The sequence below is a fragment of the Anaerotignum neopropionicum genome, assembly GCF_001571775.1.
Taxonomy (GTDB): Bacteria; Bacillota; Clostridia; order Lachnospirales; family Anaerotignaceae; genus Chakrabartyella; species Chakrabartyella neopropionicum.
In genome coordinates this window covers 711,715-734,541 of record NZ_LRVM01000001.1, presented here as the reverse complement: position 1 = coordinate 734,541, position 22,827 = coordinate 711,715, and the positions used below count along the sequence as shown (strand labels likewise).

Below are 22,827 nucleotides of genomic sequence, written 5' to 3'. Positions count from 1 at the left end.
AGAATACATTGACCCGTTTACGGGTGAGCAAGTGAGCACAGGCAAGAAGTAAACTGCTTTAGCAGTAGCCAGAGAATAAGAAACGGTTGGCAAACCGTTCAATGCATCTTTAGATGCAAGTTGGTAAAAGCCCCTTCTAGGGGCAGAGCAAACCACCAGCTGAGCTGGTGGTGATGATTTTTGTTTAGCTCTGCGTTTCAACAACCTCGTTTTTTAATTCAGTGGTTTCCCCATTCAGAATTTCCATAAATTCTTTACCTGTAATGGTTTCTTTTTCCAGGAGATATGCTGCAATTTCATCCATTTTTTCTCTGTATTCAGAAATAATGGCATATGCCTTATCATGGGCTTCCTTTATCATTTGAATCACCGCTTTATCAATTTTTGCAGCAGTTTCGTTAGAGCATGCCAGGGTTGTATCTCCACCTAAATATTGATTTTGCACCGTTTCCAAGGCAACCATGCCAAACTCATCACTCATACCGTATCGGGTAATCATCGCCCGTGCCATTCTTGTGGCCTGCTCAATGTCATTGGAAGCCCCAGTGGTAATGGAATTAAAAATAATTTCCTCCGCCACACGACCACCCGTCAACGTTACGATTTTATTAAAGGCTTTTTCCCGGTCCATTAGGAAAAATTCCCCCTCATCCACCTGCATGGTATAACCAAGGGCGCCGGAGGTTCTAGGGATAATCGTTATCTTATGAACAGGTGCAGAATTTTTTTGCTTTGCGGCAACTAAGGCATGTCCAACCTCATGGTAAGCAATAATATCCTTCTCATGCTTGGAAATTACCGCTCCCTTTCGCTGGTATCCCGCCAAAATAACTTCAACGCTTTCCTCTAAATCACTCTGCCCTACCGAAGAACGCCCCATTCTAACGGCACGTAAGGCGCCTTCGTTTATAATATTTGCAAGCTCCGCTCCCGATGCGCCGGAGGTTGCCCTTGCAATAGATGCAAAATCAATGTTTTCCTCCATTGTGATTTTTTTGGCATGAACCTTCAAAATAGACTCTCGTCCTTTTAAATCCGGCAATTCTACAGGAATTCGCCTATCAAAGCGACCGGGGCGCAGCAAGGCCTTGTCTAAGGTTTCCGGCCTGTTTGTCGCCGCCAAAATGACAACACCTTTTTGACCATCAAAACCGTCCATTTCCGTCAATAGCTGATTCAAGGTTTGCTCCCTCTCATCATTGCCGCTCATACCGCCGCCATCTCTTTTTTTCCCAATGGTATCAATCTCATCAATAAACACGATGCAAGGAGCTTTTTCATTTGCCTGCTTAAACAAATCCCTTATTTTTGCCGCACCCATGCCTACAAACATTTCAACAAATTCGGAACCAGAAATCGAAAAAAACGGTACATTTGCTTCCCCTGCAACCGCCTGGGCCAAAAGGGTTTTCCCTGTCCCCGGAGGACCCACTAGTAAAGCGCCTTTCGGCATTTTTGCGCCAACCACCGTATATTTGAATGGATTATGCAAAAAATCAACAATTTCCGTAAGCGCTTCCTTTGCTTCATCTTGTCCCGCAACGTCAACAAAGGTCTTGCCCGTTTGCGCCTTAACATATACTTTTGCATTTGCCTTTCCAAAGGACATGGCGTTTCCTCCCATCCCCCCTACTTTGCCCATCATCTTGCTCATTACAAAGCGCCAGAACAAACCAAACAAAAGCAGCATAATCAACGTGCTGACAAGAGGAGAAATTTGCTTAGGCTTTACCTCGTTAAACTTTACTCCTGCATCATCCAACCGCTCCACCAGCATACTGTCGTCCATGCGCCCTGTTGCATACACCTTTTCCGATTCACCCTGGGTTTCCTCGTCACTTGCACCTTTTAATATAAAATAAATATTATCATCATTAACTTGAACTTCATTTATATTTTCACTCTTTAATTCTCTTAAAAAAACATCATAGGTTACTTTTTCAATTGCATTCTTTGTGAATAAGGGCAATAAAAACACATTGATAATCCCCATTAACATCACAGCCAACAGCCAATAGTAAATAAACGGTAACTTTTTATTTTTCATAGATTCACTCTCTTTCTGTCCACCCTTGGCTTATGTATAAGCATTCTTTTTTCCAACATAACATAGAATTTTCAGAACATTATTGTATATTTTTTTTAATTTTTTCCAGTACACGAAAAAATACAGTCCATTCTTCCTCCGTAATATTTTCTGTCATTTTTTTCTCTATCAATGTAATTTGAGCCAACATTTCTTGATACAGCATCATTGCATCATTTGTAAGGGTTATTTTTTTCAATCGCGCATCCCGTTCTACGCTTTCCCTTGAAATTAATCCCTTTTTCTCCATGTTTTGGATAATTCCCGATACGGTTGATCTTCTTATGTTAAAATCAACCTCCAAATCTCTTTGGAAAATATCATTGCCTTGATTCTCATAAAGATAGTGAATAATCCAAAGCTGGATGGAAGTTAAGTTCTTTCCTTCCCTATCACAAGAATTTTGCCCTAAAAAACGGCAAATTGAGTTCACCAAGACTTTTAGCTCCACACAAAATTTTGAATTATTGTCCACAATTTCACCTCCGATTGTTAGGTTGCTGACAGTATAGCATCCTAACAACCGAAAGGCAATTAAATAATCATTAACATTTGTGTATCATTGCTTAATTTTCCTCCTGCCGTTGAATATCTGCGCCCAGCGCCCTTAGCTTTTCATCTATTTTATAATACCCTCGCTCAATATGATGAATGTCCCCGATTTCCGTTTCCCCCTTCGCCGCCAATGCCGAAAGGATTAAAGCTGCACCAGCTCTCAAATCCGTTGCACGAACCTTGCTTCCCGTCAATTCCTCAACCCCCTCAATCACCGCATTTCGGCTTTCAATACGAATATCCGCACCCATACGCAGAAGCTCGCCCGCATGGGTAAAACGGTTTTCAAAAACTGTTTCTGTAATGACGCTTGTCCCTTTTGCCAAAGCCATTAAACTCATAAATGGGGCTTGCATATCTGTAGGGAAGCCGGGAAAAGGCATGGTCTTTAATTGCAAAGGCTGAAGCTTTCCTTTTCTGCAAACATGAAGTCCCTCAGGAACCGTTTCAATTTTCACATTGCATTCCGCAAGCTTTGCAATAACGGGTTTCAAGTGCTCCTCTCTTACATTTTGCAATATAATATCCCCACCGGTGATTGCCGCTCCAACCATAAACGTACCTGCCTCTATTCGATCGGGAATGACAGGATGGGTGCTGCCGGTTAATTCCTTTACGCCAGTAATTTCTATGGTATCTGTGCCATCACCTTGAATATTTGCCCCGATCCCTTTTAAAAAATCTGCCAAATCAATAATTTCCGGTTCTGCCGCCGCATTTTCGATTACAGTGGTTCCCCTTGCCAAAACCGCCGCCATCATAATGTTTTCCGTTGCTCCAACACTTGGAAAATCCAGATAAATACTGGTACCCTTCATTCTTTTAGCAGTTAACTCTATGATTCCGTGCTCTTGTTTGCTTTTGGCTCCCATGGCATGAAAGCCTTTTAAATGCAAATCAATAGGCCTGCTTCCAATTTGACATCCTCCCGGATGTGGCAGTTTTGCCTGCCCATATCTGGATAAAAGAGGTCCTGCTACAAGAATAGAGGCTCGCATTTTTCCTGCCTGCTCATAATAGCTTTCCAAAGATGTCAACTCTTTTGCACAAATAACAATGGATTCCTTCTCCTGATCGTAAGAAACCTCAGCTCCAAATCCCCTAATAATTTCCAGCATGTTCAAAATATCTGTAAGAGGTGGAACATTTTCAATAACACATGGTTCTTGCGTCAAAAGACAAGCGGCTAAAATTGGTAAAGCGGCATTTTTTGCTCCGCTGACACGAACCATTCCTTGCAGTGAATCCGCATGATGAATTACAAATTTTTCCATAACCATCCCTCGCATTTCTTGAAAAAAATAAATATGATGATTGCTCCATTAGTATATCCGCAGGATATAAAAACAACCGATAAAATATCAGCCGATTTTGTAAAAATTTTGTTTAAATTCGTACTTTACAGTTTTGAAACTTCTGGTATAATAGATACATGTCCTGCGGATGTAGTTCATCGGTAGAATGAAAGCTTCCCAAGCTTTAGAGGTGGGTTCGATTCCCATCATCCGCTTTTTTCCAGTATTACCAAAAAAAGGAGAAAATAACAAAAATACTTACAATATAAAAGCAAATTTAATTTTCTTAAATTTTTTTTGGGTACAAAAGTTTGGTGAACAGTCAAAACTGCCAACATATCAACACGAAGTATGTTAAAAAAACGAAAGTAACCCCTCAACAGAGGGGTTTTTTGTTGCATAAAATTCTTGTTTATAATTTATGGGCTTAACCAGTTTAAATTTATACTAATTTACATACAATGAACGAAAGCAAACGAAAAAAATAACAGCAGTACAATAAAAAACTAATTTTCCACATTTTTTTCTCTTAGTTTGCAGTATGTACTTTTTTTCGCATCAGTGTTATACTTTAATTGGGTAAAAAACTGTCTTTATTGCATTTATATTAACTTTGAAAGGCATGAGAATATTGATCGTATTCAACAATGTATCAAAAATCTATCCAAACAACGAGTTCGGCATTGAAAAAATCTCTTTGGAAATTAAAGACGGAGATTTTGTATTTCTTGTTGGAAAAACAGGTTCCGGGAAAAGCACCATTATCAACCTCCTAACAGGAGATATCAAACCCACCTCAGGGGATATTATTGTAAACAACCTGTTATTAAATCAGTTGTCTCAAAAAGATTTTCCATACTACAGACGAATTTTGGGTATCATTCATAATGACTATTTGCTCATTGAAAACAAAACCGTCTATCAAAATTTAGAAATTGCCATGTTGGCAACAGGACAGTCCGGCAAAGCTATACGCAAAGCCATTCCATTGGCTCTTGGGCTTGTGGGAATGACAAAAAAAATGGAAGAGTACCCTCAAAATTTGTCAGGTGGTGAAATATTTAAAATCTTAATGGCAAGGGCTGTTGTAAATAACCCTAAAATCATCATTGCCGATGAGCCCACAGCACATTTGGATTATGATTCCTCTCTTGATATTATGTCTTTATTCAGCGATATTAATCAGTTGGGAATCACAGTAATTATTGCTACCCATGCAAAGGAATTTGTAGATATCATGAAAAAACGAGTCATTACTTTACAAAACGGAAAAATTTTGGGTGATGTTAGTAAAGGAAAATATGGTTGGATTATATGAAAAAATATAAAAAGAAAAAAAATATAAGAAAAAAATTTTTTAATACTGTATTTATTGGAACATACGTCAGCTTCATATGCTTTCTGTATCTATTTGCAACGCGTGTCACCCCTTGGGACATTAATTATTTTATTAAAGAAACCCAACAACACACCTCTGCCCTGGTATCCACCTTAAAATCCCAAAAGGCCGCATTTGATGCAAAACGAGAAACAGCGGCAATCGCAAAAGCCATTGCAAAGGAAAAAAAGGATTCCACGGAAACCAAAAAGTCCAAGGACGATGATAAAAAAGATACAGACGAGAAGCTTTTAGAGTCTAGTACAATCAATTTGGTTTATTTTGACCAAAATGATCCCCGTTGGAAAACCACGATTTATGGCGGAGATAATATTATTGGCGTTTTTGGCTGCGGGCCGACTACCCTTGCCATGCTTGTAAGCACCCTTACGGATCAAGCGGTCACCCCTGACATAACGGCAAAATGGGCTTATGAAAACGGTCATTTTTGTAATAACAGTGGCTCTTATCACTCCATTATCCCAAAAGGTGCAGATAATTATGGTCTTACTTCCAAAAGCCTTAAAAGCCCTTCCAAGGAAACCATTTTGCAGGAGCTTTCCAACGGAAATCTTGTGGTTGTGCTTATGAATCGAGGTATTTTCACCTCCCAAGGGCACTTTATCCTCCTGCGTGGTGTTACGGAGGATGGGAAGGTTTTAGTTGCAGATTCTCAGAGTCCCGAAAACAGTGAACAGGCTTGGGATATTAATACGATTTTAAACGAAGCAAAGTATTCTGCCAGCGCAGGTGGGCCTTTTTGGTCTATTAACAAAGCATAAAAAAGGCTTGCGGCTGTTAAGCACGCAAGCCTTTTTTTCTGTTTTAATTATGATAGAAAGAATTCTCCCCGCCAACCTTTAGACTAATCGCCTTGTCCACTTGAACTGTGTTTTGCAGGCTTCTCTTGGTTTTGTTATAAATATCATTTATGCGCTGCAAATCCGGAGTTGCAAACTGCTTTCCCTCCATCTCCTTGCTGAGGGCACTTCTAATCTGCTTTTCATCATCTTCGGACAAACTTTTTATTAGCTCCTCCTCAGCATAATCCATGTTTTCAATATCAATCATCAACTCTGTACGCATATTCATTAGCAACTGAAAGGAGTACAAATCATTACGCTGCAGGCTTGCTGCCATTTGCTTTGTAATATCTTGAAATTCATTTACTTTGTTGTATTTTTTCTGGAGGTTTAAGAGTATTCCAGTAAAAACAGTATTCATTTTGCGCACATCCTTTAGGTTCTCTAATTTTTCACCAGCTGCGTTTGAGAAATACGATCTGCTTCCTTAAAAGTATTCCTAAGCTCAAGGATCATAGTTCTTAGTTCTTTTATCATATCCAGATTTCTTCCCGCCTTAATTCTGGCAACCTGAAACTGAAAATATTCATACAATTTAGAAATTTCGTTTCCAACGGAATAGGTCTTATCAAGCGTTTTATCCAAATATCGGACAATTTCCGAAACCCGGTTCATAGAAGCATCAAACCCATCAAAATCATCATTTTTCAAACACATTTCCGCTTTTGTAAGCCTTTTGGCAGATTCGTCAAACAAAAGCAATAAAAGCTCCCCCGAGGTCATTGTATTCACTGATTGCTGCTTATATTGCTGATAACCATACTGATTCATTTTCTCTCGCCAACCCTTTCAACAAATTATTAGCTGCTATAATCATACAGCCAACTGCTCTGGGAATTTAGTTTTTGCATAAGTGTTTCTAATTGCGTAAATTGTTTTTGATATCTAGTACGCTCTGTTTTTAATTTATCTTCAAGCCTAGAAATAATTTTATCAATATCGTCCATTTGCTTTTGCAGTCTATTACTCAATAACGAGGTTGGTGATTTTGAGTTTCCGGCTTTTTCAACCAAAATGCCCTTGGTTGCTCCTGTGGTTGCTGCATACTTGTCTGTTAAAGCCTTCATTCTTGTCATAATGCCGCCTGTTGTAAGCTTCCCCTCGGTGCTTGCCTCCGTAAACAATGCCTTTACGCTGTCCGCATCTTCTGCCAATGCAGACTTTAACTTTGTTTCATCCAGAGATATTTTACCATTCTCCTGCCAATTGGAGGAAACTGTTATTCCAATATCAGATAATGAAAAACCGTTGCTGCCCATATTCATAAAAATATATCTTAAGTCATTCGTTAAGCTTGTAACATCCGAATCCCCATAAAGCATACCAGATTTTGCCTTTTCTTCCCAGCTTGCAATTTCAGACTCAGACATATCTGCCTTTTGCTCATCTGTAAGAGGGGCATAAGTTCTGTTGCGTTTTTCTGTTATGGCAGAGTTGCTTGCCTCTACCAATTCATTGTAATCATCAATCATGCTCTTAATCGCAGTTACAATCTTATCTGTATCAACACTGGCATCAAACTTAACTGCCTCAGTTCCCTCTACATATTGCAATTCGTTTAATTCATCCTTTTCATAGCCAAAGGTGCCATTTACGGCAATATTTAAGCCGTTTAGCGAGAAGGAATTGGTACCGCGGGAAATTTCCATGGCCTCGGCTCCGCCCTCTCCGTCAAAGTCCACGAGAATGATCGCATCCTGCCCGTCAACCGTGTTTCCGTTTATAGTATTACTTATTGTGCCATCATCATTTCGCTTCCCAAAAAGCAATTTTTCAAAATCAGTTAATACTCCATTTTTTCCAATTTCTACAGAGCCTGAAGCGCCCTTTTGGGTGGAAGTGATGGAAAAAGAGTCACTATTGGCTTGGTAGGAAATTTTTACACCAGCTTTTTCATTGGCATTAATTGCTGACATAATGGTTCGCAGCGTGGTTTTATTTTCTTCGTATGTAAACTTAATGCTTTCTCCATTGATTGTAATTTCATATTCAGTGCCATTTTCAAGGTTAACGCTTGCCACATCCTTAATTCCTGATTCGGCAAGGGTGGAATCCAAATTCACCTTATTGGAAGAACCATTTCTAATTCCCAAAACACTGCCATCCCCCATAACCCCAGTTGAGCCACTGGTAATATATAATATAGAGGATTGATCCACACCGCCCCCAGGCACAGTCGTTTCAAACTGAATTCTTTTTTCGCCATCCTGGGTCAGCTGAATTCTTCCCTTTCCAAATGCGGAATTCAATTCATCCTGAATATATTCCATAAACTTTGATTCGTCTAATTTTGTTTCATCATCAAAGGTAATCGTCTTTTTTGTGCCGTTGTATTCAAAGGTAAGGGATTTCCCTTTCATTTTTTCGGCAAAGCTTACATTCGCATGAAGATCTTCAGCATCAATAGCGGCAACAGCATCCACGCCCTCATCGGTAATGCTTTTGTTAACAAGAGAAGAGGATCCCGAAGTTATCCCCAAAATTTTCATTAAATCAGCATTTCCACCGGTTATTTCTAATCCGTTCCCAACACCGTCAATATTTTTAAAGCTTAGCGTTTCTCCGTTTGCTGTAACGCTCATTACTTCACTAAGCTTCTTCCCGTTACTAAGTTCCACACCTTCCATTGCTTTGGTCAGTCCCTCCGCAACCTCGGCAGCACTTGTATATACCCCGCCGCCTTCTTTTTCCGGCATAGTTAGCGTATAGCTTTCACTTCCGTATTTAACGGTAAGATTTTTCCCTGTGATTGTGCAAGAATCACTATCACCATAATTAATCGCCCCAGTTTTTATGATGTTATTGGATAAGGTGTCGGTGGTAGTAAAGCTTGCATCCTTTGCCAACTGCTTCACCCCAAGTAAGGAAAGCCGCTCTCCTGTTGCAGCTGTTCCAGAAACAGAAACATACTTATTGTTTGTGCCTGTTGCGCTAACCACACTTTTTTTATAAAAGCTCTCGCTAGTCAGGTTTGTACTTGAAGTATATGAAGTGTATTTCTGGGCAAAGCTAACCAGCTTATCACTGATTGCGCGATAGGCATCTGTTTTCCATGATAATAAAGTTTTACTTTGTTTTTGCTTTGCAATTTTACTTCGCGTAGCAATCGTCATACCATCAATTAAAGTGTCAGTATCTAACCCGCTGACAAGACCGCCAATGGCTTTTGATTGGCTTCCATATGCATTGCTGCTAGACGAGGTTGATGTAAGGCTATTTATTGTTGCCATCGTATTCCTCCTTATAAAAAATGATTTCTTGAAAATCATAACAAATTTTTCTCTATACTTCTTTTTCGACATATAGTATACTTTTATTAATAGTTTAGTTCCACAAAAATAAAATTATGAGGTGATACTCGTGTCAGTAATCATTACATTAACCAATCAAAAAGGCGGCGTAGGGAAGACAACAACTACCGCTACGCTTATCACAGGCTTATCACTTCAAGAATACAAAGTTCTTGGAATCGATCTTGATCCACAGGGAAATCTTGGCTTTTCACTAGGGCTGGATATTGAAAACACAGAAACGATTTACGATGTTTTCCGTGGTACTGCAAAAATTGAAGACGTAATACAAACAACGGAATATGGCGATATTATCCCATCAAATATTTTATTAAGTGGTGCAGAGCTTGAATTTAACCGTTCCGGCAGAGAATACCTTTTAAAAGAGGCCCTTCAATCTGTAATGGATAAATATGATTACATCATAATTGACACTCCGCCCGCATTAAACATATTAACGGTGAATGCCTATGTATGCTCTGATCATCTGATTGTGCCTATGGTTCCCGAAATATTAAGCCTTCTTGGCGTTAGTCAGCTAAAGGAAACCACCCAAACAGTGAAAAAATTCTACAACTCCAAGCTAAATGTATTAGGATTGTTGCTTACGAAATATAATAGTCGTACGAACCTTGCAAATGAGGTCGCTGATTTGGCCGATGAAATTGCAAAACAACTGAATACTTCAGTGTTTAAAGCCAGAATAAGATCCGGCGTTGCCGTTGCGGAAGCCCCGGCACACGGAACCTGTATCCTTTTATATTCACCAAGATCAAAGCCAACACATGATTATATTGACTTTGTGGAGGAGGTTCTTATTCGTTGTAAGGCAGCAAAAAAGAAACATCCTGCCAAATGATGTCTTTTATCCCCAAGCTATATTTTCAGGTAAGAACAATATTGCTTTATTCTTACCTGTGAAGTCTAATTATTTTTGAAAAGAGGTAGTATAATGGCGCGTAAAACAAACAAAACCGCCCACGTCTTAAACCTTATCTCTAAGGCTAAAGATGAGCATCAAGCTATGGAAGAACAAATGCAAATTGATAATACAGGATTGGATGTTTCAAATGATTTATTGTTTATGGGGATTGAACCCGCCAATGATAAATCCATTGCTGAAAAAATCGACGAAAATTTAAAAGTTTTTGTAGAACAAGAAGAAAACGGGATTTTGGAGGAAACCATTCCGACGCAAAACAGCAGCGAGTACGCAAAAGAAGAAAACGTTGAAAAAGCCGAACAAGCGGAAACCCCAGTAAGTCAGGAAACTAATTTGTCGGCAAGAGAAGGTTTTACAAATGATGTCACTGAAAAAATACTGGCACCAATGCCTGAAGAAGGAAGGGAAGCACCTATTCCCCCAGAGAATCATACACAGATGCGTTCCGTAGAAACTCCTACGGAACGGGTCTTTCATTACTTGAATGTTTACGAAAGGCTTGTACTGGAAAGATTGGAAGAATTTCAAAATATGTTTGGTGTTTGCCCTTGTCAAAGATGCAAGGCGGATATTATTTCCATTGCCCTATCAAATCTTCCTGCAAAGTATATCGTTACCGATAACCCCCGCATCATTCCTTTGCTCAGTTTTTATCGAGAAAAATATAAAACCGCTGTTGCCGCACAATTATCAAATGCATGTGTAATGGTAAAACAAAATCCGCTTCACTAATATAGCGTAGAAAATAAATAAGCAAACAAAGTCCGAGGCGTGTACCTCGGATTTTTTGTGCAAAAAAAGCTCTTGCCTCTAAATGTACTGTATGTAAAACATGAACTTGATAATTATTTTACATAAAACTGATAAATTTATGGCTTAAAACCTTCGTTTATGATCTTGTTGTGGAAAAGCATTGTGAATATATAATAACGTTGCAAGAAATTAAAAAAACTCTTGAAAAAAATTTTTAATCAAAATACAATGATTCATACATCGATGTAATCTACTAAAGTGCTGATTTAATAGAGGGTGGGCAGATGGTGGAGGATTTTTTTTGTTTGGCAGGAAAAAAACGTAGGAATAGCAACACTATTGTGAGGCTTTTGGACTATGTCCAAACGAAAAATGTACCCACTAGCTGTGCATACGGAATCAATCAGCACTTCCCTAAAACAGAAAAGGAGAAATCGATATTATGAATGACGCAATGTTGCTTCGAGAAATTCAGGCGGAATACAGTAATTCCGCTGGGCTTGTAGTGCAAAAAAGCGGAAAGCTGATCTATGAAAATTATTTTGATGGACACAAAGAAACAGATTCAATCCACATTTTTTCCGTAACCAAGAGCATCACCTCCATCCTGATTGGAATAGCAATTGATCAGGGATATATCAAGAGTGTAGACCAGAAGGTATTAGAATTCTTCCCAAGCTATATCATTAAAAGGCGAGAGAATACCATCCAAAACATTACCTTGAAAAACCTACTGACCATGACAGCCCCCTACAAATACAAGTGGGAACCCTATACAAAAGTATATAGCAGCGAAGATTGGATAAAAGCAGCCTTGGACTTATTAGGAGGAAACGGAACCATTGGAGATTTCAAGTATTCAACCGTTGGGGCACAAATTCTCACTGGAGTACTTGAAAATGCCACCGGAGAGTCGATGCTGAAATTCTCCGAAAAGAACCTGTTTACCCCACTTGCCATTAGCGTACCCACACCAATAAGCTTTGCCAACAAAGAGGAGCATATAGCCTTCATTAAAAATAAAAATGTAAGCGGTTGGGTTGTGGATCCGAAAGGCTCACCAACCTCCGGCTGGGGTTTAACCCTAAGCCCTAAAGATATGGCAAAAATAGGTCAACTCTGTCTAAACCAAGGTAATTGGAATGGCAAACAGCTTGTTTCTGCCTGCTGGATGAAAGAAAGCACGAAGGAACACGCCCGCTGGAATGACCTTCCCTACGGTTACCTCTGGTGGAGCCTTGATACTGATGGGAGCGGTACCTTCGCAGCACTTGGTGATAGTGGCAGCACCATCTATGTTAACCCCAAAGAACAGGTGGTCATTGCCATTGCTTGCCGCTTCAAGCCCCGTGCCAAACCTAGAATTGAGCTGATCAACAAATTCATCCTACCGCAAATCAAATAATACTACATAAAAAGAGTTGCCCCTTAAGACAACTCTTTTGCTTCATTTGATATTAATTATTGACTTGTTGCATCTCTTTTTTGCTTCCTTTTGCAAGCAAATGATCAATCACCTCAACCAAGTTTCCGATTTCAGGCTTACTAATCTGCTCATCCGCACCAATTTGTTTTCCTTTTATGTATAACTCATCATTAATCAGAGAGGAAAAAATAATAACTGGCAATTGCTTAAGGAGCTTATTGCTCTTAATTAGTTTTGTTAATCTGTGCCCGTCCATAGCGGGCATCTCAATATCTGTAATCACTAAAGCCACTTTTTCTTCCAAAGCCTGCTCGTCTTTAATTGTTTGTAAAAAGTCCCACGCTTCTTGCCCATTATCAAATTTTATAATATTTTTAAACCCTGCTTGATGTAAGCATTCCAGTATCATTTTCGACAATAATATGGAATCTTCCGCCAGAATAATTGGTAGTTCTGTTGTATTTCTTTCTCCAAGCTTCATTATATCCTCTGCTTGTATCCCTGTACGAGGCGCAATTTCAGATACTATTTTCTCAAAGTCCAAAATTACAACTAAATTCCCATTTATTTCAGTAATTCCCGTAGCTACTCCTTCTTCGCCGCCGCTAACGGTCTTATCCGGCTTTTGAATCTCTGTCCAGGATAACCTAACAATTCCTTCCACACTATCTACGCGGAAAGCAATGTGCATTTTATTGAAGTTGGTAACAATAAATAAATCCCTCTCGTCCTCTGTCTTTTCATCACCAAACAAATATTTTGCTAAATTAACCACAGTAATAACGGTTCCTCTTGGCTTAAAAACACCCTCTACAACAGGATGAGCCAAAGGCATAGCTGTAACAGGCTCTGCTACCATAATTTCACGCACCTTGGCAACATTGATCCCGTAGAGCTTATTATTAATTTTAAATTCCATAATTTCTATCTCATTTGTTCCTGTTTCAAGTAAAATTTCGCTCTTGTTTTTTACGGCCATATGTATTCCTCCATTATTATTGTAGTCATCTCTTCTTTTTCTTGCATTTATAATTTAACAAAAAAACCAAAACAACATACTTGTAATTCTCTGCAAATATTTTCTCTATTTACATATTACCACAAATTCTTCTAAAAGAAAGCAAAGTCAGAACGATTCACAAAAAAATTTCAAATGCAAACCGAAAATTGCTTGAACGCATTAAAAAATAACTTCCTTCCTGCCAAACGAGCGGATATTTCCTTGCCCGTTGGTGCAATCAAAAACCAAAGTTCTTGCGTAATTAGAGCCTACGTCCTCAGCAACAATGGGAATTCCCTCTGCCTTTAAAGTTTGGCGAACACTTTCTATATTACGCTGTCCAATGTTTCCCAAGGAACCACCCCCCGGAATATCAAACATTTTCGCTCCACCGGCAATTTTTGCAATAAGTCGTCTTTTTACTGCTCCAAAAACTTCCATTTTTCTAATTGTAGCCCGAATTCCCGTATCCGCAAACTTAAATACGTTGGAATCCACACTGTTTTCTAATTTTTGGGGCAGCATAACATGCACCATGGCCCCAACCTTTGCAATAGGATCATATAAACAAACCCCAACGCACGAACCAAGAGCATAAGTTATTAAGCGCCCTTCCATCCTGGTAAACTTCATATCGGCAATCCCTACTGTAATCTCTTTACCCATTCATAACACCCAGCTTATTCAATAAAAAATTCAACGACTTAATATCCGGCAGCATAATTAAATTGCTCGTCATATCTTCGCCATTTTAGATAAATTTTCCGTCAACAATCATAATTTTGTCGGTGGTATATCCATATTCTATCATAGGTACAGACATAATTCCACCCAGCATATTGATTGCCATTGCAGGAACAGAAAGATTGATTGAAATACTGCTTAGCTGAGCTACTGCGTTTGCATAAGAAGAAATAATAATATTACTTATCTCCGCAATTGCTGAAGCCCTCATTTCATCAATTTCCTCAAAATGCTCGATTTTACCAAGGGAAAGCCGTTCAAAAACAATATTTACAAAATTAAAATCCAACAAGTAAAGCATGATTCCACTAAACTCACCTGTCATATGCACCAATACCGCAGCAACAATTTTTTCAGGCCCGCCTAAAAAATCAATCACCTGATTATATCCCATTATCTTTACCTCCGGTAATGACATGGATATTTTTGCGGACAATGTTTGCGAAAGTGCAGTTGCTGCATTACCAGTGCCTATGCTCCCTATTTCTCGAAACATATCTATGGCAAAGCCGTTCATTTCCTGATAACTATTGATTTTCATCGTTTCACCAACCATCTAATTTAATTTTCTATTGTCTTAAATTGTTAATTAAGTTCTGAATTTCATCCGTCGTTTGAACCATTCTAATGGAGTACTGATAAGCTCTTTGTGCTTCAATTGCCTTTGCAAATTCGTTTGCAATATCTACGTTTGAGCCTTCAAAACTTCCCCTTGTAACATTGGCATCAACAACAAAGGGTGCTCCATTTTTTTCCGTAGCAATAAAGTTACTGTCGCCAATACTTAAAAGCCCTTCTGTTTTAGGAAAATCCACAACAATAGGCACGGCATCCTTCAGCGCAATCGCTGTACCCTCCAAAAGATTTCCATCCTTATCATAAATCCCATCTGTCGTATCACCAGCATTAATAATAATTGGATCTCCGCTAGCTCCAATGACAAAATTCCCGTCCTTTGAGGCCAAATAAAACCCGTCCTCCTTTTCGGATAAAACAAAGCTTCCACTTGTTGTGTAGTAATATTCCTTTGTCTGGGGATTTTGCAATACGAAAAAACCTCGCCCCTCAATGGAAAAATCCAATTGAGATCCAGATAAGTTCACACTTCCTTTTTCAAATGAAATATTGGTTTTCTCCGGCTTCACACCGCTGCCGGACTTTACATTTGAATCCTTGCCATCAATTCCCGCCATATTATTATAAAGCAAATCGGAGAAAACTAAGCTTTTTGACTTGTAGCCTGCCGTATTCACATTTGCAATGTTATTTGCAACTACGTCCAGCTTTGTTTGCTGGGCAGCTGCACCAACCCTTCCATTATAAAATGACATTTCCATAAGGCATTTCTCCTTTACAAGTAAAACAATGGGTAAAATTATTTTAAAACTCTACCAATAGCAGCCAACAGTTCCACTTTTTTTATCTATTTAACAAACCCCTTGCCCTGACTTCAAATTTCACTTATTGTACCCTGCCGATATCTGCTGCCTTCGCCGCCATAGCATCATACATTTTTAATACCTGAGCAGCACTTTGCAGTGTTCTCTGGGTTACCAGCATATCCGTCATTTCCTGCACAGGATTCACATTGGAGGCTTCCACATGTTTCCACATTACTGTGGCATCTGTTGCTTGTGCCTCGCCCCCGGTAAAAACGCCTTCGGCAACCTTAGTTAGATCATCATAATTATTAAAATCCACAAGCTTCAGCTTTGCAATTAAGTCTCCAGAAGTATCGTAAATTCTGCCATCAGGGGACACATTAAAGTCGTCCGTGGTTATTTTGATGGGGCCGGCATCGCCGTTCACTCGACCGATCCCCTGCAGCACTACATAGCCTTCCTCATCCAGGCTCAAGGAGCCATTTCGGGTATACACTTTTTCGCCCTGCCTATCGACTTCAAAAAAACCTCTTCCATTGATTGCAAAATCCAATATGCTGCCTGTTTGCTCCCAGCCACCGTCAGTAAAATCAGTTACTGTTTCGTAGGGCACCGTAATCATAGAAGAATTGCCCAAGGGTTCGCCCACTGCCCCTAAAATATTGTTGCCCGTTCTGGATACCACTTGGTCTTTAAAGGTGCCCGAAACCATGCGGTCCGACTTATAACCACTGGTAGAAACATTGGCCAGGTTATTACTAATGACATTTAGATTTTTATTTTGTGTAAGCATACTTGATGATAAATTATAAAACCCCTTATACATTTTATCCCTCCCAAAAACAACAATTATTCCTTCAAAAACAGTCTAAGCTTTTTTAGTGCATTGGAATGTATTTGCGAAATTCTAGGCTCACTTACACCTAAAACAGCAGCAATCTCTTTCATATTTAAATCCTGAACATAGTGAAGAGAAATAACAAGCTTTTCCTTTTCCCTAAGGCTTTCCAACCCCCGTTTTATTTCCTGCTCCAACTCCATACTATCCAGGTGGTGCTCCGGCATAGTTTCCAAATTGGTATTTACCACTTGGTTGTTATAGCCGCCACCTCCCGTTTCCTCAAGGAGCATTTCAAAGGAAAGCACATTCATAAGATTGGTTTTGCGCAAATTTTCGTAATATTTCTCAACGGAAACATCTAGATAAGCTGCAATTTCCTCGTCCGTTGGGAGTCTGTCCAACTGGGTATACAGTGCCCCAATGGCTTTATCAATATCCTTAGCAGCCTTTCTGACACTTCTTGGTACCCAATCGTTTTTTCTTGCAATATCAATTACAATGCCACGAATACGCTTGGAAATAAAGCTCTCAAACTTCACATTCATGTCCATATCGTATTTATCAATGGAGCTCATTAAGGCAAGAACACCTTCATTTATTATATCATCTATCTGCGCAAAGTCGCAATAAACGCCGCGCATTTGGAACGCAACATTTCTTACAATATAAACATACCTTAAAACCAATTCGTTTTTAATATCCAAATCGCCGGTTGCTTTATATTCAGCAAATAGTTCTTCATTTGTCATTTCATTGCGTTTCTTCTTCAAGATTATTCGCTCCTATGCTATAACACAATATTTCCAATAGATTGAATTTGAACATTATTTGCTATCTCATTAAACGAAATTACACTAACATTGGGATAAAACTGCTCAATTAAACGATAGAAATACACTCTTACCACATGGCTTGTCAAAATTACCGGCTTAAGAGAAATATCGTTGAATTTTTTTACGTTCTCCGCAACCTGCAGCAAGACCTTTTGCAAAACATCGGGACTTAGAGACAGATATACCCCATGCTCACTTTTCGCCATACTTGATACAATGACCTTCTCCAGCTCAGCATCCAAGGTAATCACCTTCATTTGGCCGCCTTCGCAGAATTTTCTGGTAATGGTACGCTTTAAAGCAACCCGAATGTTTTCGGTAATAATATCCAAATCCTTGGTAACGGAAGCAGAATCCAAAATTGTTTCTATAATGGTAACCAAATCCTTTATTGGCACACCCTCTTTTAAGAGGTTGGACAAAAGCTTTTGAAAGCTGCTGTAGGAAATGATATTGGGAAAAGCCTCCTCAATCAGCTCCGGAATATTGCCCTTCACATTTTCTATAAGCTGCAATACCTCCGCTCTGGAAAGAAGCTCATACGAGTGCTGAGAAACCACCTCAGACAAATGGGTTACCATAACAGAAAGAGGGTCAATAACCGTATATCCATAGATTTCAGCCAATTCCTTGTTTTCGGGCAATATCCATTTACTTGGTATTCCATAGGCCGGTTCAATGGTTTCAATCCCATCCACATCCCCCGCCAGCTCCGACGGCTCAATCGCTAGGTAATAATCCACCAAAATTTCTCCCGATGCAATAACCTCGCCCTTTACCTTTATACTGTATTGATTAGGATTGAGGGATGCACTGTCCCGCAGGCGAATGGAAGGAATAACAAACCCCATATCCTGGGCATACTGCCGCCTAAAAATAACGATTCTATTGATCAATTTCCCGCCGCCTGCATCATCAACCAGGGGAATGAGGCTATAGCCAAATTCCATTTCCACCGGCTCAACATTTAACAAGGGATAAATATTATTCACATCTTTATAATAATCCTCTTCATTGGGCATTTCCTGTACATACTGAGCATCCTGCCCCACGGCTTCATGGGCAATTGCCATTTTCATATTCCGTTGCACATAAATGCCTAACGAAAGGAACATTGCCGAAATTAATATCAACGGAAAGGTAGGTGTCCCAGGAACTACTGCCAACAAGGCTAAAATTGCTCCGCCAATCATCAATGCCTGGGGCTGTGCTAAGAACTGGGTAGCCACATCAGTATTTAAGCTTCCGTCGGATACGGCTCTGGTAACAATCATGCCCGTGGCCGTTGAAATCAAAAGGGCGGGAATCTGGGAAACCAAACCATCACCAATGGTGGCAATAGAATAAACCTGTAAAACATCGGAAAAGCTCATGCCAGATTGCACCAAGCCAATGATAACACCTGCCCCAAAGTTAATTACCGTAATAATAATGGACATAATGGCATCGCCTTTTACAATTTTTGTAGCACCATCCATCGCCCCATAAAAATCCGCTTCCTTTTGGATTTTATATCTTCTCGTTTTTGCTTCTTCTTCTGTAATAAGCCCTGAGTTTAAGTCGGCATCGATTGCCATCTGCTTTCCGGGCATTGCATCCAAGGTAAATCTTGCCGCAACCTCAGCCACACGCTCCGCACCCTTGGAGATTACGATAAACTGAACAAGTACGATAATAATGAATATAATGGTACCTACAACCACGTTTCCCCGCAAAACCAAGCTGCCAAATGCAGCAATAACCTGGCCAGCAGAACCCTTTTCTGTCAAAATCAATCTGGTTGAGGATACATTCAAGCCAAGACGAAAAAGCGTAGTGATCAAAAGCAGTGATGGAAAGATAGAAAATTCCAACGACTCCCGAATGTTCATGGTAATCAGCAAAATAATCAAAGAAACTGAAATATTAATAATAAATAATATATCCAGCATAAAGGGATTCAGGGGAATAAATAACAGTAATACAATTACTATTACAAATAATGAAACTGCATTTTGTAATAACTTTTTCATATCTCACACCATTTCAGTTAGATTAGCTTTTTGTTTTTCAACTTATAAACATGTACCAATATCTCCGCAACCGTTCCATAGAAATCGTCGGGTATTTCCTGATGAATATCAGTTGTTGCATAAATTGCCCTAGCTAACGGTTTATTTTCAAGAACAAAAACATCGTTCTCCTCGGCAGTTTTTATAATACGAAGGGCAACTGCATCCTGCCCCTTTGCCAAAAGAATTGGCGCTCCCTCTTTTTCCAAATCATATTTTAGAGCCACGGCATAATGGGTAGGGTTTTTAATTACAACATCAGCCTTGGGAACATCCTGCATCATGCGGGACATTGCCATTTTACGCTGCAGCTCTTTAATCTTGCTTTTTATCTGAGGGTCCCCTTCCATTTGCTTATATTCTTCCTTCAATTCATGCTTGGACATCTTAATTTGACGTTCATATTCCCACCACTGAAAAAAGTAATCAAAAGCAGAAATCACTATAAATGCCAAACATATCTTAAAAGCTAGGGACATTGTCAAATCCAAAATCATTGCGCTAGATGGCATAACATCCATTTGAATTGTTCTAGAAACCGTCAGAATGCTTTTGGAAATAAAAGAATATAAAATTACAATCAGTATTGTAATTTTTATGATGCCTTTGATAACATCAAACAAACTTCTTATAGAAAACAGTTTTTTCATCCCCTCCAGAGGATTAATTCTGTTAAATTTCGGTTTTAAACTATCTGTAACAAATATGGGCTTGGTTTGGGCAACCGTTGCAAGGATAGAAAAAAATGCTGGTATGCATATAACAGGGGCTGCAATTTGCACAAAGGCAAGGGCAATTTCCCATGAAATTTGCGTAACAAAACCATTGGTTATTTCCGTTTGCGTTTGGGCATATTCAAAGGTCTTATAAAAATATATGTAAATTTTTTCTACCATCTGAGGGAAAATTAATTTTAGCGTAAAGAACGACCCAATGAGGCTTGCAACAGCGATCACGTCCTTACTAATTAAAACATTACCTTTCTTTCGTTCGTCTTGCCTTCGCTTGGGCGTGGCCTTTTCGGTTTTTGAATCCGTTGCCAATGTTCTCCCCCCTTTTTCACGACTCCTTGCTTTTTAAATATAAAGTTTGCTGCAACACTATGATTTTTCATAGAAAAACATCGATTAATATAGGGGGCATTTTTCACTAGGCCATTTGTCCGAAAACATTTCTTACGCCATCAACCATCGTTATCACCAGTTGATTTAAGAAATCCGACATTGGCGAAAAAATCAAAAAAATTACCAATAGCCCTATAAAAATTTTAAGCTGAAAATTGATTACAAAGACATTAATCTGCGGTATTGCTTTCATAAGTATCCCCATACCTATGGTACAAAGAAATTCAATTGCAATAATGGGGAACGCCATCTTTAACGCCAATTCATTGCACAGAATAAAGGTATCCATAACAGCCTGTGCCACATTCTGCCCCAAAACAACCTGTCCAAAGGGAATAATATTACTGGAATTTAATAAAATATGAATAATTGCTAAATGTGCATTGGTGGAGAAAAATAAAAGCATAAATAAAATATTATAATAAGTAGCACTTAACGCAATGGAAGCATTGCTCTGGGCATCAAATACCTTTGACATAGATAACCCCAGCTGCATATCAATTACTTCACCGGCAAAAATAATTACAAATAAGAATAGGCTCATTACAAAGCCAATGGCAGCGCCTGCGGCGAACTCTTTCAACAAAAGAACTCCATATTCAAACATTCCAGACAGCTGCATTTGCTGTGACGGTAAAGAAGTAAATACAATCATCGACAAAGCAAGAACCAATCCAGATTTTATTAAAACAGGAAGATTGCTCCTGCCAAATATGGGATTTAAAAAAATAAACCCTGACATTCTCATTAAAACAAACGAGAAAAACACAAAATTTTCCACATAATCCATCTGCTCATTGCCTCCGAAATTACCTTTTGTACTGAATGTATTTTCTATACTTTCTCGTCGTTTTTTTGACAAATAAATTTATCTGTCAAGCGTATTCTCGTAGTGCCGCCCGCCGAAAAAGCCGGCGGCCTATCTTATATTTGTTATATCATAAGGTTGAAAACCTCATACATGAAATCCTGCAGCGTTTCAAGCATCCATGGGCCAAAAACCAGACAAACAATAACAATGATTATAACCTTGGGTACAAAAGTAATTGTTTGTTCATGAATCTGGGTTGCCGCCTGTATGATGGAAATAAAAACACCAATTGCCATGCTTAAAAGCAGGATGGGCCCTCCAATTTTCATGACGACAATAATCGCCGAACGCATAATGTCTATAGCCTCACCATTTGTCATATATTATCCCCCTAACTAATTAAAGCCTTTAATCAATGTAGAGAATAACAGCTGCCAGCCATTTACCGTGATAAACAACAAAATCTTAAACGGTAGTGAAATCAATGCCGGCGGCAGCATAATCATACCCATGGACATCAGTGTACTAGATACCACAATATCAATCAGCAAAAATGGAAGGAACAAAAGGAAGCCTATGATAAATGCCCGTTTCAACTCGCTGGTAATAAACGAGGGTATGATAACCGTCATGGGCAGCTCTTCATACTTTTCTGTTGCCTCATCCCCGGAAAATTTCATAAACATATCCAAGGTATCTACCTCTGTTTGCTTTAGCATAAAGGTCTTCATTGGAGCAGAAGCGCGATCCAGCGCCTCCGTACCGGTTATTTCCTCATTTTTATAAGGTATGTATGCGTTTTCATTTACTTGGTCTATCACAGGTGACATAATAAATAAGGTAAGAAATAGTGCAATTCCAACCAAAACCGTATTGGGTGGCGTTTGCTGCAGCCCCATGGCGTTCCTTAAAAAAGACATCACAATGATAATTCTGGTAAACGACGTCATCATGATAATAATGGAAGGCACCAGCGAAAGCACAGTAAGCATTAAAATCAGCTCTAACGTTTGCACTTGTCCGCCGTTTATATTAATAAAAGCATCATTCATGATAAACTCCCTCTTGCATCAAAATATTTCCAGCCTTTTAAAAATCAACGCATGTTATTTCTTCTTGTTGGTAAAATACTGGGACAAAACCTCCTTAAAATCATGTTCCATTTTGCCCTGCATCTCTTGCACATCTTGAAATGCCTCTTCATCAATATTTTCCAATTCCTTAATCAAACTAAGACCACTTTGAGATAAAGACAGCAAATAATAGTTTTTTTCTACTTTCAAAACCAAGATTGATTTATCCTGAGAAATAGAAAGCCTGTCAACAATCTGCATATGTCTGGAGTTTCTGTTTTTCATTGCCCTAACGCCAATGTATTTTGTGAACCAATAGCTCAAAAATAAAATCAAGACAACAGCCAAAAAAGTAAAAAATATCATAAAAAAGTCTTCA

Annotated in this window: 23 protein-coding genes and 1 tRNA gene; 6 read left to right on the top strand and 18 right to left on the bottom strand. The window is 39.1% G+C overall.

Annotated elements, in window-relative coordinates:
* Nucleotides 1-184 precede the first annotated feature (184 nt).
* The 3 genes from ftsH to murA all read right to left on the bottom strand — a co-directional run bounded on the left by ftsH (nucleotide 185) and on the right by murA (nucleotide 3,915).
* A complete protein-coding gene (ftsH, locus tag CLNEO_RS03540) occupies nucleotides 185-2,047 on the bottom strand; it encodes an ATP-dependent zinc metalloprotease FtsH (protein ID WP_066084490.1) in 1,863 nt (620 codons plus the stop codon).
* 79 nt (nucleotides 2,048-2,126) lie between these two features.
* Nucleotides 2,127-2,561: a MarR family winged helix-turn-helix transcriptional regulator gene (locus CLNEO_RS03535; RefSeq protein WP_066084487.1), complete on the bottom strand. Its 435-nt coding sequence runs from the start codon at nucleotides 2,559-2,561 to the stop codon at nucleotides 2,127-2,129.
* Between the two features lie 91 nt (nucleotides 2,562-2,652).
* On the bottom strand, nucleotides 2,653-3,915 hold the full coding sequence (murA, locus tag CLNEO_RS03530) for a UDP-N-acetylglucosamine 1-carboxyvinyltransferase (RefSeq protein WP_201032850.1): 1,263 nt from the start codon (nucleotides 3,913-3,915) through the stop codon (nucleotides 2,653-2,655).
* A gap of 165 nt (nucleotides 3,916-4,080) precedes the next feature.
* Between murA and CLNEO_RS03525 the strand changes: the two genes are divergently transcribed.
* From CLNEO_RS03525 to CLNEO_RS03515, 3 genes are all read left to right on the top strand, one after another.
* A tRNA-Gly gene (locus CLNEO_RS03525) sits at nucleotides 4,081-4,151 on the top strand.
* Nucleotides 4,152-4,558: 407 nt separating this feature from the next.
* Nucleotides 4,559-5,254 carry a cell division ATP-binding protein FtsE gene (locus tag CLNEO_RS03520; protein ID WP_242864146.1) on the top strand — a complete coding sequence of 232 codons (696 nt, stop codon included), beginning with the start codon at nucleotides 4,559-4,561 and terminating at the stop codon, nucleotides 5,252-5,254.
* On the top strand, nucleotides 5,251-6,096 hold the full coding sequence (locus CLNEO_RS03515) for a C39 family peptidase (protein WP_157723471.1): 846 nt from the start codon (nucleotides 5,251-5,253) through the stop codon (nucleotides 6,094-6,096). Before CLNEO_RS03520 ends, CLNEO_RS03515 begins: the two co-directional genes overlap by 4 nt.
* Nucleotides 6,097-6,139: 43 nt before the next feature.
* Here CLNEO_RS03515 and CLNEO_RS03510 read toward each other — a convergent pair whose 3' ends face one another.
* The 3 genes from CLNEO_RS03510 to fliD are packed head-to-tail and all read right to left on the bottom strand — an operon-like array spanning nucleotide 6,140 to nucleotide 9,407.
* The gene (locus tag CLNEO_RS03510; protein WP_066084479.1) at nucleotides 6,140-6,538 is read right to left on the bottom strand and encodes a hypothetical protein; all 399 of its coding nucleotides are present in this window, start codon (nucleotides 6,536-6,538) and stop codon (nucleotides 6,140-6,142) included.
* A gap of 23 nt (nucleotides 6,539-6,561) precedes the next feature.
* The gene (locus CLNEO_RS03505; protein WP_066084476.1) at nucleotides 6,562-6,948 is read right to left on the bottom strand and encodes a flagellar export chaperone FliS; all 387 of its coding nucleotides are present in this window, start codon (nucleotides 6,946-6,948) and stop codon (nucleotides 6,562-6,564) included.
* 29 nt (nucleotides 6,949-6,977) lie between these two features.
* Nucleotides 6,978-9,407: a flagellar filament capping protein FliD gene (gene fliD / locus CLNEO_RS03500; protein WP_066084472.1), complete on the bottom strand. Its 2,430-nt coding sequence runs from the start codon at nucleotides 9,405-9,407 to the stop codon at nucleotides 6,978-6,980.
* Nucleotides 9,408-9,537: 130 nt separating this feature from the next.
* Between fliD and CLNEO_RS03495 the strand changes: the two genes are divergently transcribed.
* The 3 genes from CLNEO_RS03495 to CLNEO_RS03485 all read left to right on the top strand — a co-directional run bounded on the left by CLNEO_RS03495 (nucleotide 9,538) and on the right by CLNEO_RS03485 (nucleotide 12,568).
* A complete protein-coding gene (locus tag CLNEO_RS03495) occupies nucleotides 9,538-10,326 on the top strand; it encodes a ParA family protein (RefSeq protein WP_066084470.1) in 789 nt (262 codons plus the stop codon).
* A 93-nt stretch (nucleotides 10,327-10,419) separates the two neighbouring features.
* Nucleotides 10,420-11,142 (top strand): late competence development ComFB family protein, encoded by a 723-nt coding sequence (locus CLNEO_RS03490; RefSeq protein WP_066084466.1) that lies wholly within the window; start codon nucleotides 10,420-10,422, stop codon nucleotides 11,140-11,142.
* A 463-nt stretch (nucleotides 11,143-11,605) separates the two neighbouring features.
* The gene (locus CLNEO_RS03485) at nucleotides 11,606-12,568 is read left to right on the top strand and encodes a serine hydrolase domain-containing protein (protein ID WP_066084465.1); all 963 of its coding nucleotides are present in this window, start codon (nucleotides 11,606-11,608) and stop codon (nucleotides 12,566-12,568) included.
* A gap of 52 nt (nucleotides 12,569-12,620) precedes the next feature.
* On the opposite strand, the gene CLNEO_RS03480 is transcribed toward CLNEO_RS03485, so the two are convergent.
* From CLNEO_RS03480 to CLNEO_RS03425, 12 genes are all read right to left on the bottom strand, one after another.
* Nucleotides 12,621-13,568 carry a chemotaxis protein gene (locus tag CLNEO_RS03480; RefSeq protein ID WP_066084463.1) on the bottom strand — a complete coding sequence of 316 codons (948 nt, stop codon included), beginning with the start codon at nucleotides 13,566-13,568 and terminating at the stop codon, nucleotides 12,621-12,623.
* Between the two features lie 201 nt (nucleotides 13,569-13,769).
* Nucleotides 13,770-14,255 carry a chemotaxis protein CheD gene (locus CLNEO_RS03475; protein WP_066084459.1) on the bottom strand — a complete coding sequence of 162 codons (486 nt, stop codon included), beginning with the start codon at nucleotides 14,253-14,255 and terminating at the stop codon, nucleotides 13,770-13,772.
* 85 nt (nucleotides 14,256-14,340) lie between these two features.
* A complete protein-coding gene (locus CLNEO_RS03470) occupies nucleotides 14,341-14,874 on the bottom strand; it encodes a chemotaxis protein CheC (protein WP_242864145.1) in 534 nt (177 codons plus the stop codon).
* 28 nt (nucleotides 14,875-14,902) lie between these two features.
* Nucleotides 14,903-15,670, bottom strand: coding sequence for a flagellar hook-basal body protein (locus CLNEO_RS03465; RefSeq protein ID WP_066084456.1), 768 nt, complete (start codon nucleotides 15,668-15,670; stop codon nucleotides 14,903-14,905).
* Nucleotides 15,671-15,794: 124 nt separating this feature from the next.
* On the bottom strand, nucleotides 15,795-16,541 hold the full coding sequence (locus CLNEO_RS03460) for a flagellar hook-basal body protein (RefSeq protein ID WP_066084454.1): 747 nt from the start codon (nucleotides 16,539-16,541) through the stop codon (nucleotides 15,795-15,797).
* Nucleotides 16,542-16,564: 23 nt separating this feature from the next.
* Nucleotides 16,565-17,326 carry a sigma-70 family RNA polymerase sigma factor gene (locus CLNEO_RS03455; protein WP_242864144.1) on the bottom strand — a complete coding sequence of 254 codons (762 nt, stop codon included), beginning with the start codon at nucleotides 17,324-17,326 and terminating at the stop codon, nucleotides 16,565-16,567.
* A gap of 17 nt (nucleotides 17,327-17,343) precedes the next feature.
* Nucleotides 17,344-19,401: a flagellar biosynthesis protein FlhA gene (gene flhA, locus CLNEO_RS03450; protein WP_066084452.1), complete on the bottom strand. Its 2,058-nt coding sequence runs from the start codon at nucleotides 19,399-19,401 to the stop codon at nucleotides 17,344-17,346.
* Between the two features lie 17 nt (nucleotides 19,402-19,418).
* Nucleotides 19,419-20,483, bottom strand: a complete 1,065-nt coding sequence (gene flhB / locus CLNEO_RS03445; protein ID WP_066084448.1) for a flagellar biosynthesis protein FlhB — start codon at nucleotides 20,481-20,483, stop codon at nucleotides 19,419-19,421.
* A gap of 106 nt (nucleotides 20,484-20,589) precedes the next feature.
* Entirely contained in the window at nucleotides 20,590-21,354 is a 765-nt protein-coding gene (locus CLNEO_RS03440; RefSeq protein WP_066084446.1) for a flagellar biosynthetic protein FliR, read from the bottom strand.
* Nucleotides 21,355-21,497: 143 nt separating this feature from the next.
* Entirely contained in the window at nucleotides 21,498-21,755 is a 258-nt protein-coding gene (gene fliQ / locus CLNEO_RS03435; RefSeq protein ID WP_066084443.1) for a flagellar biosynthesis protein FliQ, read from the bottom strand.
* A gap of 15 nt (nucleotides 21,756-21,770) precedes the next feature.
* The gene (gene fliP / locus CLNEO_RS03430; RefSeq protein WP_066084440.1) at nucleotides 21,771-22,427 is read right to left on the bottom strand and encodes a flagellar type III secretion system pore protein FliP; all 657 of its coding nucleotides are present in this window, start codon (nucleotides 22,425-22,427) and stop codon (nucleotides 21,771-21,773) included.
* A 54-nt stretch (nucleotides 22,428-22,481) separates the two neighbouring features.
* Entirely contained in the window at nucleotides 22,482-22,814 is a 333-nt protein-coding gene (locus tag CLNEO_RS03425) for a flagellar biosynthetic protein FliO (RefSeq protein ID WP_066084438.1), read from the bottom strand.
* Between the last annotated feature and the right edge of the window lie 13 nt (nucleotides 22,815-22,827).